Annotated in this window: 12 protein-coding genes; 9 read left to right on the top strand and 3 right to left on the bottom strand. The window is 36.5% G+C overall.

Going from position 1 to position 15,159, the window contains the following annotated elements:
• Window positions 1–9: 9 nt before the first annotated feature.
• Genes J3U71_RS01535 through J3U71_RS01525 form a run of 3 tightly spaced genes read right to left on the bottom strand, consistent with a single transcriptional unit; the run spans window position 10 to window position 3,523 of the window.
• A complete protein-coding gene (locus J3U71_RS01535; protein WP_267392425.1) occupies window positions 10–960 on the bottom strand; it encodes a carbohydrate kinase family protein in 951 nt (316 codons plus the stop codon).
• 9 nt (window positions 961–969) lie between these two features.
• Window positions 970–2,022, bottom strand: coding sequence for an NAD(P)-dependent alcohol dehydrogenase (locus J3U71_RS01530; RefSeq protein WP_220268499.1), 1,053 nt, complete (start codon window positions 2,020–2,022; stop codon window positions 970–972).
• Window positions 2,015–3,523 (bottom strand): MFS transporter, encoded by a 1,509-nt coding sequence (locus J3U71_RS01525; protein ID WP_220268498.1) that lies wholly within the window; start codon window positions 3,521–3,523, stop codon window positions 2,015–2,017. Before J3U71_RS01525 ends, J3U71_RS01530 begins: the two co-directional genes overlap by 8 nt.
• Window positions 3,524–3,688: 165 nt before the next feature.
• Between J3U71_RS01525 and J3U71_RS01520 the strand changes: the two genes are divergently transcribed.
• The 9 genes from J3U71_RS01520 to J3U71_RS01480 all read left to right on the top strand — a co-directional run bounded on the left by J3U71_RS01520 (window position 3,689) and on the right by J3U71_RS01480 (window position 15,154).
• The gene (locus J3U71_RS01520) at window positions 3,689–5,050 is read left to right on the top strand and encodes an MFS transporter (RefSeq protein ID WP_267392424.1); all 1,362 of its coding nucleotides are present in this window, start codon (window positions 3,689–3,691) and stop codon (window positions 5,048–5,050) included.
• A complete protein-coding gene (locus J3U71_RS01515; RefSeq protein ID WP_267392423.1) occupies window positions 5,028–6,146 on the top strand; it encodes a zinc-binding dehydrogenase in 1,119 nt (372 codons plus the stop codon). The genes J3U71_RS01520 and J3U71_RS01515 overlap by 23 nt, the downstream gene beginning before the upstream one ends.
• Before the next feature lie 20 nt (window positions 6,147–6,166).
• Entirely contained in the window at window positions 6,167–7,021 is an 855-nt protein-coding gene (locus J3U71_RS01510) for a class II fructose-bisphosphate aldolase (RefSeq protein WP_220268495.1), read from the top strand.
• 169 nt (window positions 7,022–7,190) lie between these two features.
• Complete coding sequence (locus J3U71_RS01505; RefSeq protein ID WP_220268494.1) at window positions 7,191–7,937, top strand: DeoR/GlpR family DNA-binding transcription regulator; 747 nt, start codon at window positions 7,191–7,193, stop codon at window positions 7,935–7,937.
• Between the two features lie 651 nt (window positions 7,938–8,588).
• Window positions 8,589–9,953, top strand: coding sequence for a PTS sugar transporter subunit IIC (locus tag J3U71_RS01500; RefSeq protein ID WP_220232318.1), 1,365 nt, complete (start codon window positions 8,589–8,591; stop codon window positions 9,951–9,953).
• Between the two features lie 10 nt (window positions 9,954–9,963).
• On the top strand, window positions 9,964–11,061 hold the full coding sequence (locus J3U71_RS01495; RefSeq protein ID WP_267392422.1) for a DUF871 domain-containing protein: 1,098 nt from the start codon (window positions 9,964–9,966) through the stop codon (window positions 11,059–11,061).
• Between the two features lie 142 nt (window positions 11,062–11,203).
• Window positions 11,204–12,253: a DUF871 domain-containing protein gene (locus J3U71_RS01490; RefSeq protein ID WP_267392421.1), complete on the top strand. Its 1,050-nt coding sequence runs from the start codon at window positions 11,204–11,206 to the stop codon at window positions 12,251–12,253.
• Window positions 12,254–12,496: 243 nt separating this feature from the next.
• Window positions 12,497–12,979, top strand: a complete 483-nt coding sequence (locus J3U71_RS01485; protein ID WP_220220165.1) for an isochorismatase family cysteine hydrolase — start codon at window positions 12,497–12,499, stop codon at window positions 12,977–12,979.
• A gap of 204 nt (window positions 12,980–13,183) precedes the next feature.
• Window positions 13,184–15,154, top strand: a complete 1,971-nt coding sequence (locus tag J3U71_RS01480) for a glucose PTS transporter subunit IIA (protein WP_267392420.1) — start codon at window positions 13,184–13,186, stop codon at window positions 15,152–15,154.
• Window positions 15,155–15,159: the final 5 nt, after the last annotated feature.

Genomic DNA, 15,159 nt, shown 5'->3' with positions numbered 1-15,159 from the left:
TGTAACTCCTTATCTTTTACGTTTTGTTATTAACTGTTCAGCTTGGTCTTTATTTTTCAAACCATTTATTGCACCTAGCTCTCTTACTGAAATAGAGGCGACTGCGTTGCCAAATAGTGCGCAATTTTCAAAGCTTTCACCTTCAACTAGTTTAGATATAAAACCTGCTGCAAAATTGTCTCCGGCTCCAGTAGTATCAATGTCAAATTTGGATGGCACTTTAAATGAAGGAATAAACTTCATTAAATACTTGTTTTTGATAAAGCAACCTTGATCTCCTGTCTTGATAATGATATTTTTAACGCCTAATTTAAGCAGTAGGTTGGCTTGGTTTTCAAGGCCGGTTAAACCAGTTAGATGGGCAGCCTCTTTGTCGTTCGGAAAGAAGTAATCGATGTAAGGTAGAATATATTTAATATCATCGATTGTTTCGCCCAAACGGGGTGCATCAATGTCTGCACAGATAAGCATATTTTCTTTTTTTGCTTGTTTAAAAATCTTGAGGATGACTTGGTCATCAATTAACGGGTTATTGAAGATACTTGCCATAGACAGAATTTTACTGTTATTAATTGAACTAAAATCAATGTCTGTTTCGTCCATCTTCCACAAACTGCCATTCTTATTTGTAATAAAGGTTCTTTGGCCATCAGGCTTTACTAGTCCAACATTAATTGAAGTTGTTAGTCGAGAATCAATCTTTAAATTAGAAATGTCGACCTTATTTTTTTTAGCCATCTTGATAACATAGTGTCCAGCAACATCATCGCCCACAGCGCTAACCAATGAAACTTTTTTGCCCAATCTGGAGATAATGATCGCCTCATTGATAGCATCGCCACCAATTTTCATGGATATATCTTCGATTGGCGCTGAAACCTCATCCAGTATCTTGGGTGTAATTGGGAATAAAGGAATATCAACTAAAGCAGTTCCTACACAAATTACGTCTTGTGACATTTTTTCACCTTACCTGTATGACTTGTCGACTATCACTACGCTTTTAATAAAATCGCTCTTGTGTTGGGTTGCAAATTCGAATGCTTTTTGGATATCGTTATATACAAAGTACTTATCAACAATGGACATAACATTGAATTTTCCACTTGCAATCATTTTGATAGTCTTAGGATAGTCATTAACGTATCTAAAAAGGGTATGAATTGTTACTTCACGGTTTATTTTGAGAAATTCAACTGGTGTGGTTCCGGGAATCGTTCCCAGAATGAAAAATGTTCCAGTGTTTTTGACAACTTTTAGCCCAATTTGAGCCGTTGCATTACTTCCCGCACATTCGTAAACAAAGTCGGCACCAATTTTACCCACAACTGACTTAATTTCACTGACGATATTTTTGTCTTTACCGTTGAAAGTGGCATTTGCACCTAGTTCTTTAGCCTTCATCAGACGATTTTCCATAACATCGATAACTACAACTTTAGCTGCACCAGCAATTTTTACGGCCATGGTGGTTAACAATCCCTCAGCACCTGCACCTAAAATGATTACAGTTTTGCCAAGTAAATTACCAGCTGATTCTGCAGCATGAATAGCAACTGATGCAGGTTCAGTCATTGCGCCTTCAACTAAGCTCATATTGTCAGGTAGATGGTATGTCCATTCTGCTGGGTGATTTATATAGTTTGTAAGCGAACCTTTATAATTAGGTGCTGTTGCTAAGAAATCAACATTTGGACAAACATTATAGTGCCCAGATAGGCAAAAATCACATGTTCCATCAGGTACCCCAGGTTCAATAGCAACTCTATCACCAACCTTAAAATTTTTAACCTTTTTGCCAACTTTCGAAATTATTCCAGCTGTTTCGTGCCCCAAACCTATTTCTTGTTTTGGATCCTTAGGTGGTAAATACGGGCCATCGGTAAACCCGTGCATATCCGACCCACAAATGCTCACGTCGCAGACTTTAACTTGCACCTCATTATCCTTAGGGTCACCAATCTCTGAATCCTTGATTATCATTTGGCCTGGTTCTTTAAGAACAGCTTTTGTATTATGCATGATTAACCTCCTTGTTAGTTTTTAAATTAATAGAACTGTCAATTTCATTAATAGTTTTTTTTCTGGTTTCAATTCCAAATAAGAAAATAATTAATGCACAAAGACCTAATAAAACACCTAATGTGATAAAAACAGCCATAACGCCAAAATCAGTTAAAAGCCAGGCAATTAAATATGGAGAAGTAATAGCAACAAAGCGACCAATTGCGTTTGATATACCAAGTCCGCGCATTTTGACTTGCGTAGGCCAAAGTTCTGTAGCATATACAGCAGAAGAGAAACTGTTATAAATGTAAAGAATGAAAATCATTAGAAAACCAATGACTAAAATATTAGTTTCACTTCTTTGCTGCGCATAAATATACCCCAAAATAGCGATAGCAATAATAAAAATTCCGCCAAACCATTTTCTAGGTAAAAATTCCATAATTAATGTTGATGCGAAAGTTCCTACTGGAGCGGCGATGATCATAATAGTCGTCATTAATAAAGATTTAGTAACAGTTATGCCATTATTCACAAAAATTGTTGGAATCCAATTATTAATGGTGTATAAGGCTAAGTTCATTGCTATTAGTGTGACGGAGCAAACCAAAGTTCTTCTACCTAGAGCGCCATAAAAGAAATATTTTAAGGGAATGTTGACTTTCCTTTGGTTTTCAATTGGCGTAGTCAATTTTTCTTTTGGTATGTTTATTTTGTGTCCCTGTTCTTTTTCTACTTTGTTTACTATTTCCTTAATTAAATGTTCACCTTCTTTTTTATAACCATTTTGCAATAACCAGTGAGGCGATTCTCGAAAAAATCGATAAAAGAAGACGAAAGAAATAAAACCACAAACAGAACAAATTATAAAAACAGATCTCCATCCGGTTGTAGGGATTGCTAGCAAACAAACTATCGAAGCAATTAACGGTGAAAGATTACCGAAGCAGGATAGCATAGCCTGCCATTTGCCTCTAAATTTAGCTGGAATTAGTTCAGTAAAAGAGCCATAACCTAATTCGATTCCTGCTCCCATACCAATACCCATTAGTCCTCTGCAAATAATCAAAAAAACCATATTTGGTGAAAAAGCTGCTAATAATGAAAAGCTCGTAAAGATAATGATTGCTATTTCATTTGAAAGTTTTCTACCTAATTTATCACCGAGCCAACCGCCAAATAGTGATCCAATAAAGAATCCAGTCATCATGACTGACGAAAAAGCTGCATTCAAATAATTATTAGACCAACCTTTATGAACCAAATCAGCTAGAATTGAATTTCCAGAAGAATTGAGAACACCGTTGATTTGTAAACCAAATCCTAAAATAAAGAAATTCTCTAGATGCCACCGTGAGAAAGGTAAATTATCTAGAACTAGTTCGGAACTATATCCATTATTCATTTCTATCCTCTTTTCGTATTTTTTGAAATCGCTAACATTATGGTACAACAAAAAATGTTGTTTTGAAACATAAAATGTAAAAAAAGAATGCAAAATAAAATAATAAGGCAAACTGTTCTGCAATAAATGCTAATAAAACAACACTTTAATAAATAATTAATGTATTAAACGAAAACAAAAAATAAAAATAATATTGACTTTTGACATTTTTAGCCTAGTATAAAAGTTGAGTCATGACTCAAATAGTAATAAGGACTTTCTAATAAGGAGGTCAAAATGGAAAATGGAAAAATACCTCATGCGGGATCCAGACTGGATAGACTTCCAACAAGTAAATTTCATTGGAAAATATTTCTCATTGTAGGATTTGCGCTATTAACATGCTGGAGCAATGCAATTGGTGGACTAGTTTTGGCACAGTTAAAAACCATCGGCTGGACTAATAATAATTTAACTGCTTTGTTCACTTCTTTAAGTACTGCAGGAATGTTTTTTGGAGCTTTGCTAGGTGGTTATGTAGGAGATAGATCAGGTAGAAAGAAAACATTTTTGTTTTTTGAGGTGATGCATATATTAACAATGATAATTGCAGCTGCGTCTCCGAATATGAGTTTCTTGATGTTTGACCGCTTTTTTATGGGTATAGCTTTAGGTGCACTGTTAACAATTCTTTTTGCTAGCTTTACTGAATATATGCCTTCAAGAAGTAGAGGTACTTGGTCATCACGTGTTTCTTTTATTGGAAACTGGTCATATCCAGTATGTTCAGTAATTGCAATGTTTTTAACGGAAACAGTTGCCCCCGATATGAATTGGCGTTTGCAATTCATAATTCCGGCTGTTCTGTCCAGCCTCATTTCTTGTGTTGCATGGAAGGTCTTTCCCGAGAGTCCTAGATGGTTAGAATCTAAGGGACGCTATAATGAAGCGACAAAAGTGTTAACTAGCATTGAAAATGAAGTAATTAAAGAAACTCATAGTAATTTGCCCAGTGCCAAGAAAGAAAATGTGAATATTAAACAGAATATTTCTTATTCTGAACTATTTAAAGGTGACCTTTTGAAGAGAGTTGTTTTAGGTTCCTTTTCGTTAATTGCAATGAACGTTACGCAATATACTTTGATAAATTGGCTACCAACAATGTTTTTAACACAAGGAATTAATATTAAAAATTCTGTTTTTCTCAATACCATGAATATGTTTGGGGCACCTGTAGGCATATTTATAGCCACTTTAATAATGGATAAAATTCCACGAAAAGCAATGGGAATAGGCTTATTGAGCATTATGGCTATTTTAGGCTATATTTATTCATTACAAAAAGGAATGCTAATGATTTCAATTTTAGGCTTCTTTTTAATGATCTCAGTCTATATGTTTGTTTGTTATGCCTCAGCAGTGTATGTTCCTGAAATTTGGCCAACAAATGCAAAATTACGAGGGTCAGGTATATGTAATGCAATAGGTAGAATTAGTGGAATTATTGTTCCGTTCGTAGTTGCTAAATTATTAGATACAGTTGGTGTTACCGGTGTTTTTATACTACTTGGTGTTACTTGTTTAATTACTGCTCTTATGATTGGAATTTTTGGGATTGAAACCAGAGGAAAATCTGTTGAAGAAATTGGTTCAATATAAAGGAAAGAAGGTAAATGATATGAAAGCATTAGCTCGCTATGGTAAGCCATTTGGTGGCTATAAAATGATTGATGTACCGGTGCCTGAAGTGGGTCCGGAAGATGTTTTAATTGAGATTAAGGCTGCAACAATTTGCGGCGCGGATATGAAACATTATAAAGTTGATAATGGATCAAAAGATTTTAACTCTATTCGTGGACATGAATTTGCGGGTGATGTTGTTAAAGTTGGAAGCAAGGTTACTGACTGGAAAGTTGGCGATAGAGTAGTTTCTGACAATACTGGTCATGTTTGTGGATTGTGTCCCGCTTGTGATGAGGGTGATTTCTTACTTTGTCCACATAAAATCAACTTAGGTTTAGATACTAATCACTGGGGTGGCGGCTTTACAAAATACTGCTTAGTTCCTGGTGAAATTTTGCGTATTCACAAGCATGCACTTTGGAGAATTCCAGATAATGTCAAATATGAAGAGGCAAGTTGTCTTGATCCTATTAGTAATGCTTATAAAGCAGTAGCTGAACAATCCGGATTAAAACCTGGCGATGATGTGGTAGTGTTTGGTACGGGCCCTTTAGGTCTTTTTTCAGTACAGATAGCTAAACTAATAGGTGCTTTGAAGATAGTCGTGGTTGGCCTTGATGCAGATACCAAATATCGTTTTGATATAGCTAAGAAATTGGGGGCTACGGACTGCGTTAACGGTTCCAAAGAAGATGTAGTGAAGCGCTGCAAGGAAATAATTGGAGAAGAGAACCTGGGCACTGTTATTGAATGTTCTGGAGCAATGGTAGCCTTACATCAATCTATTGAAATGGTTTGCCCAAATGCAACAATTGTACGTGTGGGTATGGGATATAAATCATTTAATTACCCAATTAACCGTATTACTGAGTGGAACATTGATATTAAAGGGCATCAAGCCTATAGTTCATCAACTTGGCGTCGGACGACAAAATTGTTGGCTGCTCATAAGGTCGATGTTGAATCAATGATTACCCATAGATATGGTCTTTCAGAGTGGCAGAAGGGCTTTGATGCTATGGCTGACAAGTCAGCTATAAAAGTTGTATTTCATTATGATTTTGATGATTAAATTTTGGGAGATTGAATATAATGTTGGCAGATGTAAGATATTGGGAAAAAATTGCTCAAAAAAACCATTTTGCAATTCCTCATTTTAATGTTTGGAACGTCGAAATGCTTGAAGGAGTAATGGATGCCTGTGAGCAGGAAAATTCACCTGTGATTATTTCATTTGGTACAGGTTTTATCCATAATACTATTTTTGAGGAATACGCTGGCATGATGGTCTCAATGGCAAAGCATTCATCATTACCAGTAATAACACATTGGGATCATGGACGCAGTTTTGATATCGTTAAAAATGGATATGATTATGGTATGAATTCTGTAATGCGTGATGCCTCTCAGCTATCGTTTGAAGAAAATGTTGCCGAAACGAAAAAAGTAGTTGAATATTTTCACCCTTTGAATGTTGGTGTTGAGGCTGAGCTTGGTCATGTGGCGGATCCAAATAAATATGAAAAGGCAATGGAGAACTATAAATATACCGATCCATCGATTGCTAAAAAATTTGTGGATCAAACGCATTGTGACTCTTTAGCGGTTGCAATTGGTCAAGTTCATGGCGTATATACTTCAAAGCCAAGCCTTAATTTTGATGTATTAGAAAAAGTATCTAATGTGGTGTCGGTTCCACTAGTTCTGCATGGCGCATCGGGAATTCCGGATGATCAAGTTTCTAAGGCAGTTTCAATGGGAATTTGCAAGGTTAATATTCATACTGATCTTGGTATTGCGGCTATGAAAGCATTTAATAAACATCGTGATCAGCTTTACCTTGAGGTTCAAAAATATGTTCGTGAGGGGATAAAAGATGAGGCTGTTCATAAGATTCACGTACTTGGTTCACAGAGTAAGGCCGAGTTAAAACTAGATAATTATTAAAGTTTTTACCCTTTTAATTACTACTAAAGTTAAATTTGTTTTTAGCAAATAAGATCAAGTCTTTAAACTTGGTCTTATTTTATTTTTTAAAAGTTAGATATATTTTTGTATTATATTAATTAAACATTTGCTAGAATAGATTTAAAGACTGTCGGAAGTGGGAACTTATATGGAAAGAATAGAATTAATAAAAAAAGATTTGATAGATAATCATTCTGTTAATATTTCTGATTTAAGTAAAAAATTTGGTGTTACAAATCAGACTATTAGAAGGGATTTAAGTCAACTTGAATCAGAAGGGCTAATTACTCGTACATATGGTGGGGCAATTCTAAATGAATCTAAAATTGATTTTGCAGTACCGTTTTATAGACGCTTAGCTAGAAACAAAGAAAATAAAGATAAGATAGCTTTAAAAGTTACATCACTGTTGAAAAATTACAGTAGTGTTTTTGCTGATTCAAGTTCGACGGTTGTCAATGCCATCAAATTTCTAAGGGATACAAATTTGACAATTGTTTCTAATTCTGCTGAAGTTCCTAGGCAACTATACAATGGCAAAGCCAACTTTATTTCTTCAGGTGGAATATTAGATAGACAAAGCCTTTCATTTCATGGTGTGATTGCGGAGCGTACTTTAAGAAACTACAATGTGGATGTTGCCTTAATTAGCTGTAAGGGCTTAGATATAGCTCAAGGTGTCACAGACTCAACAGATTCTGAAGCCGTAATTAAGAAGATTATGATTGAGCAAGCAAATGAAGTCTATCTTCTTGTAGACTCCACTAAATTTTGGAAAAAAGGTTTTGTTCATCTAATAGATATTTCAAAATTGAGTGATGTAATTACGGATAAAAAACCTGATACTGAATGGGTAGAATATTTTAAACAAAAAAATGTAAATTTAATTTTTTAATAGCAAGCAAATAAAGTCTTAAATATTTTTATCTTGAAAAATTCAATATTTGAAAAACTCTTTTATAAGTTTTTATCTTAATAATTACTGGCTTTTTTATCTAAAAAGGCAGATAGTGTTACCAGCTTCTTTAAATAAAGTTTTTGAGTAAATAAGGAAAAAATAATATAAAATATTTTTAAAGTCTGACTATGACTAGTATATTAAGAATATTAGTTGTTCATGGTTCATACCAATTTTGCAATTTTAATCGCCACAATGAACACTCACATTAAATTCTAAAGCGTTCCCAACTTAAAGGAATAAAAATGGCAAAAACTAAATAAGTAAAAACCAAGTGGTAATTGCTGCTTGGTTTTTAGTTGCAATCAAAAAGATTATCTCAAAATTTCCTCAAAACTGCCTGTCTTTGCTATACAAATGCTGAAAAAGCTTTCTTTGTAATTATATTTATGGTTTTTTTAAAAAAACTTTGGTATATACCATTATTGATGATAATCAATAAATATACCGTGATTATGAGCTTACTTTGGTGTATACCAATGCCGTCAGCGCTACAGCCACGTGGATTTCTGCCCAAAAAATACTAAAGCGTTTCCAAATTATGTGTTATAATTCAGTTGGAGTAGAAATATAGTAAGGAGAATTATTATGAATGCTTTAATAAATTGGTTAAATAAGCATGTCGTCCCAGTCGCAGCCAAGATTGGGTCAATTCGCTGGCTTGTAGCTTTGCGTGACGCGTTTATTTCACTTATGCCACTGATTATGGCTGGTGCTGTTGCAAATGTGCTTAATGCCATCTTCAGAGATGTACCTACAAACTTAGGTTGGACTGGTATAGTCAACTCAATGCAATGGTTGATTAATATTAATGCAGTAGTTTGGACAGGAACAACTGCTATTTTAGGTGTATTGTTTGCATTTACATTTGGATATCAAATGTGCCGGCAATATGATGTAGAACCAATTGCCGGTGGGTTAGTCACCTTAGGTACCTTTATCATGGGATTGCCTCAAAGTTTTTCTTTAGACTTAAAGAATGCTTTGTCAAAAATTGATATCAAGAGTTTAACTGATGCTGGTGCAGCTGTTGCTGGTAAAAATGTTAGCGCTTGGGGTTATTTCAATTTTGGCAAGTACTTTGGTTCATATGGCTTCTTTACCGTTATGATTATGGGAGCTATTTCAGTTTCAATTTATATTTGGTTAGTAAAGAAACACATCACCATTAAGATGCCAGAAAGTGTCCCACCTGCAGTTTCAAATGCCTTCACAGGGATTATTCCTGCAACTGCAGGTTTATATGTTGTTGGTATTATTTACTATTTGTTTACTTTAAATAACACGACTGTTATTGACTTTATTGCCAAAACAATTCAAGAGCCGCTGATGAAAATGGGACAGGGATATGGATCAGTCATACTGATTACGTTCTTAGTTCAATTGTTCTGGTTCTTTGGTATTCATGGTACGAATGTAATGGCACCAATCACAGAAAGTATTTGGACGACTGCATTGCTTGCTAATCAAAGTGCATATAAAATGCAGAAACCATTGCCTTATATGTGGACTAGAACAGATTTTGATTTATATGTTTGGATCGGTGGTGCTGGTTCAACATTGCTTCTTATTTTAGCTGTTTTAGCTTTTTCTAAGCGTGAAGATGAGCGAGCTGTTGCTAAAGTTTCACTTGTTCCTGGCATTTTTAACATTAATGAACCTGTGATGTTTGGTATGCCAATTGTTTTAAATCCAATATATATTATTCCATTTGTCATTGCTCCATTAGTTATGGCTTCAATTGCTTATGGTGCTTTGAGCCTTGGCTTAGTAAATAGAGTATATACTCAGATAACTTGGGCAATGCCACCATTTTTGAACTCTATTCTTGGTACTATGGATTGGCGTGCAGCTATTCTACAATTGATTAATATGGTAGTTGGCTTCTTAATCTACGTCCCATTCGTCATTGCTTCAAACAATGTTGATCCAAATAAAGTTAATAAAGCCTAAGGAGTAAAATATGAAACAGTTAGGTATATCACTTTATCCTGAGCAGAGCTCATTTGAACAGGATAAGAAATATATGGATTTAGCCTACAAATATGGCTATCGCAGAATTTTCACCTCACTTCTGCAGTTAAAGAGTGCTGATGGCGAAGACCTGCTTGCTAAATTAAAGCAAGATATTGCTTATGCTAATAAGTTAGGCTTTACGACCGTAGTTGATATCAACCCAGGATTATTTAAGGAATTAAAGATTGATTACAACAACTTGGTTTTCTTCCATGATTTAGGCGTCTGGGGTCTTCGGTTAGATGAGGGCTTCAGCGGAATGGAAGAAGCGGCAATGACGCATAATCCATATGGTCTGAAAATTGAACTAAATATGAGTCGTGGTACAAATTACCTTGACAGTATTATGTCCTATGACCCAGAGCCTGATAACCTAATTGGTTGTCACAACTTCTATCCTCAGGAATATACGGGACTGAGCGAAGATATCTTTATGGATTATTCGTTCAAGTACCGTGAATACGGGTTGCATACCGCTGCGTTCATTTCTTCTAAAAATGCTAAGTTTGGTCCATGGCCAGTTCATGAAGGCTTGCCAACAATGGAAAGTGACCGTTTGCGCAATATTGCTAGTCAAGTCACGCATTTACGCTTAAGTAAAATGATTGACGATATTATTATCGGTAATGCTTTTGCTAGTGAAGAAGAATTGGCAGCAGCTTCCAAGGCTTTTAATAGTCCATTTCCAGTTTTAGGAATAGAATTTGAAAGCGATGTTTTGCCAATTGAACGCACAATTTGCTTGAAAGAACCGCACTTATACCGCGGAGATGCATCGGAATTTTTATTGCGAGATACTAAACCACGTGTTGTTTATGCCAAGGAAGATATTCCTGCCCATAACAATCAAAAGACTACTTTTGAATGTGGAGACATCGTTGTTGTCAACGAGCAATACCCACGTTATAAAGGTGAATTACAAATTGTCTTAACCCCATTTGAAAATGATGGTAGACGAAACTTAGTCGGACACCTAAGAGCAGATGATTTAGACCTGCTCGATTTGGTAGAACCTTGGAGTACTTTTAACCTTCAAGAGAACTAATATACAAATTAAATATGAATAAATGAAGAGTCGTGAAAAAAATCACGACTTTTTGTTTTATAATCAATTAGTGAATTAAAATAGTATAATATTATTTGTAAGTGTTTTCACTTTAATAATAGAAATGGGAGAGCAAAAAGACATGTTGGGCTTTTCAATATATCTTAATCATGATTTAACGGCTGAAGACTATAATTATCTACTTGCAATGCGCAATGCTGGTTTAACTACGGTTTTTACATCCTTAAATATTCCGGAAGATGATCCCGCTCAAGTATTAAAACGCCTGCAAGAGTTGACTAAATGGTGTCAGAACTTGGAAGCAGCAATTATTGCCGATGTTTCGCGAGAAGGCTTAGAACGATTAGGAGTAGCAATTAACGATGTGGCGCAGCTTAGTCAGCTGAATTTATCGGGATTGCGCATCGACGCTGGTGTGAATGTTAATACAATCGCAAGACTATCAAAAAAAATGCCGATTGCCTTGAATGCAAGTACAATTAGCGAAGATGAACTAGCTGCTTTGCGCGTTCACGGTGCTAATTTTGATCATTTGCAGGCATGGCACAATTATTATCCACGACCTGAAACTGGACTCGCTAGCTCATGGCTTAAAGAAAAGAATGAATGGTTGCACCAAGCAAATCTGAAGACCGTTGCTTTTGTTGCCGGGGATAGTTGTCGGCGCGGACCTATTCATGCAGGTTTGCCAACTTTAGAAAAGCACCGCAATGAAAATCCGTTGGCAGCAACGCTGGAATTGCAAAAGTTAGGCTGTGATCATGTGTTTATTGGGGATGCCGCTTTAAAGGCGACCACAATTGCTAGTTTCACTAATTATACAAAGAAAAAGGCCCTCACTTTGCACTTGGATCGGGAAGTGCCTGAATTATTGACGAATGAATGGCATAATCGTCCTGATGCTGCCCGCGATGTTGTTCGCTTAGTGGAAGGTAGAAAAAGGCAGTTATTTGACGTGAACGCGCAAACAAGTCCTAAAACGCGTCCTAAGGGAAGTCTGACATGTGATAATGAACGTTACTTACGCTATCAAGGTGAATTGCAAATAACCAAGTGTGACCTGCCAGCTGATGAGCGCGTTAATGTGATTGCTAATGTCGTTTCGGCTGATTTGGCTTTACTTGACCAAGTTGAAGCAGGACAAGAGCTGATTTTTACGGCGGCAAAATAAAATTCTAAAAAAATAGAAATTACAATTCGTTCAAAAGACCGTCATAGAGCGATTATTACCAATTTATTACAATTTTTCTTAATTGTAATAATGATTATATTGAAAGTTGACATTATCGCGTTATAATGAAAACAGATTCAGAGAAAAGTTGCTGAATCGATGAACTTTAAGTTTATGTATGCATATATAGTATACATAAAAGTTTTAGATCTTATTTATTTTTCATCAAGCGAGAGGTTAACTATGTCAGCCGATAATTTATTGTTAGTTGTTGATGTTCAAGAGCAATCAAAGCCATTCTGGGGAGGAAAAGCCGGACAAACAAGAAGGATTAATCAAATTAATCGTATTATTAAAACCTTTGAAAAAAGTAATGAACCTATTTTTTACATTAAACAGGAAAATCATGGTAGCTTGTCTCCTCAATTGGAAGTAGCAGATTCAGCCCCTGTTTATACTAAAAAATTTGCGAGTGCCTTTACTCAATCAAACCTTGTTCAGCGAATTCACGAAATGAGACCAAAGAATATCTTTGTGGTTGGATTAATGAGTCAAACTTGTTTGAAGGCAACTGTTCAGAGTGCATTAGACGAAAAGTACTCGATCACGCTAATTTCATATAACCACGATTCAGTTGTAAAGCCAATCCGTGAGCATTATAACCACTTGTTAACTAAACTTGGTGCACATCGGCTGACGACTGACGAATTTTTATTAGTTAAATAGTAAAGTTAATAAAACTGCAGGAACGTTTAAGTGCGTTAGCTGCAGTTTTTTTACGTTATGGCAATAATATAAGTAATTTTGATATATTGGTATAGCCCTAAAATAAAAAGAAAAAAAGTCAACATCAATTGATTGAGCGGTAACAATTGAAAATTGGTCTATTTAATAATATACTTAGCTTGTATTTTAAATAGGAGGGGAAAAATGAGCTCAGACAAATATGATGAAATGGGTAGGCAGATTTACGAGCAGATTGGTGGAATCGCTAACGTTAAATCGCTTTACCATTGTATGACTAGAATCAGAATAGCACTTAAAGATCCAGATCGAGTTGATCTTGAAAAGCTTAAGCAAGTTCCTGGAGTTATCGGTGTTGTTGCTGGGGAGACACTAGAGGTAGTTGTTGGTCCAGGCGTTAATACCAAGGTAGCACAGTCGATGGTTAAGGCTGCTGGTGTTCAAGAAAATGATCCTTTTCCGGAGAATCTTGAGCAAAACTCGACTAGTTCATATGACGAAAATAAAACAGCGGTCATGAAAAAGGCAGCTAGCGTTCACACTGCCCAAAAGGCTAGTTTAAAAAATACTTGGTGGCGCAGTGCATTGGAGCATATTTCAGCTATTTTCGTTCCGCTAATTCCAGCATTCGTTGGTGCGGGACTGATTTCTGGTGTAGCTGGAATCTTACGTAATATGATGACAGCCAAGATGCTTCCGCTTAGTTGGAACCTAGGGGTTACTGTTCTTGGCGTTATTGCCAACGGGCTTTTTATTTACCTAAATATTTACGTCGGTATTAATGCGGCCAAAGAATTTGGCGCCACTCCTGGACTAGGTGGAATTATTGGCGGGATTGTTTATTTGCCCGGAGTAGTTGCACCAATGACCATTCCCAATATTTTTGACAAGTTGCCTCTTGCAGCGGGTCAAGGCGGGATCATTGGCGTCTTACTTAGCGTCTGGCTCATGTCCTATGTTGAAAAATTTTTCCATGATCACATGGGAGAATCACTAGATTTAATTTTCACACCATTTTTAACTTTATTAATTATGGGATTAGTCACCATTTTTCTAATTATGCCGTTTGCCGGTTGGGTATCAAATTCACTAGTCGGTGGCATAAATTGGGTCCTGCATGTTGGTGGGCCAGTTGCTGGTTTTATCCTAGGCACCGCCTTTTTACCAATGGTTCTGTTTGGTTTACACCAGATTCTGACGCCAATTCACCTGCAAATGATTCAAAAAATGGGCTATACACCGCTTTTGCCAATTTTAGCAATGGCTGGAGCTGGCCAAGTTGGTACGGCGATTGCATTGTGGGTTAAATGCCGGAAAAATAAAGAACTCACTAAACTAATTAAGGGTGCCTTGCCAGTCGGCATTTTGGGTGTTGGCGAGCCGCTTATTTACGGTGTTTCCCTGCCATTAGGCCGTCCCTTTGTTACTGCTTGTCTCGGCGGCGGAATTGGTGGTGCCGTTCTGGGAGCCTTTGGTAATGTCGGATCAATTGCTATCGGAACCTCAGGCATTGCGTTAATTCCGTTGATTGCTAATAACAAGGCGTTGATTTACTGTTTTGGCTTATTAGCAGCTTATCTTGGCGGTTTTGTTCTTACTTACCTTTGGGGTGTTCCCAAGAGTGCAATGGTAGCTAAAAATGAAGATGGCTCATTAGTAGCTGGTACCGCAGAGCCAGCAGTGTCTGCGGCTGCAACAGAAGTTACATTGGCCAGTCCCGTAAGTGGTCAGATTGAGAGCCTAACGGCCGTTCCAGATGATGTTTTTTCTAAAAAAATGCTTGGAGACGGCTTCGCTGTTATTCCTAATGAAGGTACCATTATTGCGCCTGTTGATGGTCGGATATTAACAATTATGGATACCAAGCATGCAGTTACGATGGAGTCAGCAACCGGCCCATTAGAATTAGTGCTACATTTTGGCATAGACACGGTTGAATTAAAGGGTGCACCATTTTCAATTGAGGTTGCCAGCGGTCAACACGTTAAACGCGGAGACATTATTGCAAAAGTTGATCTTGCTGCTCTTAAAGATGCAGGTAAGCCAACAGATGTAATGACAATCATTACTAATATGGAAGATGTTGCTCAGATTACGCCGCTTGCTGCTGGTCAAGTAGAAATTAACCAGGATGCTGTAACAGTTAAAACCAAATAAAAATG

Source organism: Lactobacillus sp. B4015 (assembly GCF_026536055.1).
Taxonomy (GTDB): domain Bacteria; phylum Bacillota; class Bacilli; order Lactobacillales; family Lactobacillaceae; genus Lactobacillus; species Lactobacillus panisapium.
The sequence above is the reverse complement of the archived record's forward strand: the minus strand, read 5'-3'. Positions and strand labels throughout refer to the sequence as shown.